This is a genomic window from Kitasatospora putterlickiae, assembly GCF_039527695.1.
GTDB lineage: Bacteria > Actinomycetota > Actinomycetes > Streptomycetales > Streptomycetaceae > Kitasatospora > Kitasatospora putterlickiae.
The window spans coordinates 14,523-15,957 of record NZ_BAAAKJ010000181.1; the positions used below are offsets into that span (position 1 = coordinate 14,523).

Consider the following 1,435-nt stretch of genomic DNA (forward strand, 5'->3'; position numbering starts at 1 on the left):
GGACGCCCGGCTGCCGGACGGTACCCGGCTGCACGCCGTCCTGCCGCCGATCGCGGCCGGATGCACCCACATCTCGTTGCGGGTGTGCCGCCCCCGGCCGTTCAGCCTCGACGAGCTGGTGGCCGGCGGGGCGCTCCCGCCGCGTGGCGGCGAGCTGCTGGCCGCCGTCGTGCGGGCCCGGCTCTCGCTGCTGGTCAGCGGGGGCACCGGTACGGGGAAGACCACGCTGCTCGCGGCGTTGCTCGGCCTGGTCGGTCCGGAGGAGCGGATCGTCGTCGCCGAGGACTCCGCCGAGCTGTACCCCGACCACCCGCACGTGGTGCGGCTCCAGGGCCGCCCGCCCAACCAGGAGGGGCTGGGCGAGCTCACCCTGCGGGACCTGGTCCGCCAGGCGCTGCGGATGCGGCCCGACCGGCTGGTGATCGGGGAGGTGCGCGGGCCCGAGGTGGCCGACCTCCTCGCCGCCCTCAACACCGGCCACGAGGGCGGTACCGGCACGGTTCACGCCAACACGGCGGCGGACGTGCCGGTGCGGCTGGAAGCGCTCGGCTCGCTGGCCGGACTGGACCGCCCGGCCCTGCACAGCCAACTCCGGGCCGCGCTCGACCTGGTGGTGCACCTGGTACGGGACCAGGGCACCGGGCGCCGCCGCGTCGCCGAGATCCACACCCTGGACGGCGACCGGCACGGACTCGCCGTCACCACCCCGGCGGTGACGTTCGCGGTGGACGGCGACACGGTTACGGGGCCCGGCTGGGAGCGCCTGACCGGTCTGCTCGCCGCTCGGGGAGCCGCCGTCGAGGAGGGCTCGTGATGACGGTCGGGTGGGCGGAGGCGGCGTTCGCGCTGCTGATGGGCGGCTGTTTGGCGGGCGCCCTGCTGTTCGGGCTGGGCGGCGGGCCGAGGGCCCGTCCGCGGACCCCCGCCCGGTCCGCCGTTCGGGCGGACGAGGGGGGAGGAGCGGTAGTGGTCGTGGCGGGTGACCGGGTGAGGCCGGCGGCCGGGGGCGGCCGTCGGCGGAGTGACGTGAGTGGCGTGGGTGGCGTGGGTGGCGATGGCGAAGGAGGTGGTGGCCATGGCGGTTGATGAGGCGGCGCTGTGGTGGGTGCTGGCGCTGTGCGGGGCCGCGGTGGCGGCGTGGTGCGGAGTGCAGCGGCAGGTGGCGGGCGTCCGCCGGGTCGGCGCGGTACTGGCGGGCGACGGTGAGGGCGACGCCGGGGCCGACGGCGGTGTGCACGGCGGTGGCGCGGTGCCCGCCGCCGTCCGGTGGGCGGGCGGGCTCTGGCGGCCCGTCCGGGGTGCCCCGGAACTCCTGCTCCTGCCCGGCGGGTTGGCGGCCGGGTGGGCGACGGGGTCGCCCGTCCCGGTGCTGGCGGCGGTCCCGGCGGTCCTGCCGGTGCGACGGTGGCGGCGTCGGCGCGCGACGGCGGCCGAG

Annotated in this window: 1 protein-coding gene and 1 pseudogene; both read left to right on the forward strand. The window is 78.0% G+C overall.

The window, feature by feature from the left end; genetic code table 11:
- On the forward strand, positions 1–814 hold an 814-nt coding region (locus tag ABD308_RS18220; RefSeq protein WP_344335694.1), incomplete at its 5' end, for a TadA family conjugal transfer-associated ATPase.
- A 261-nt stretch (positions 815–1,075) separates the two neighbouring features.
- Positions 1,076–1,435 (forward strand): annotated as a pseudogene (locus tag ABD308_RS18225) (hypothetical protein); the annotation flags it as partial.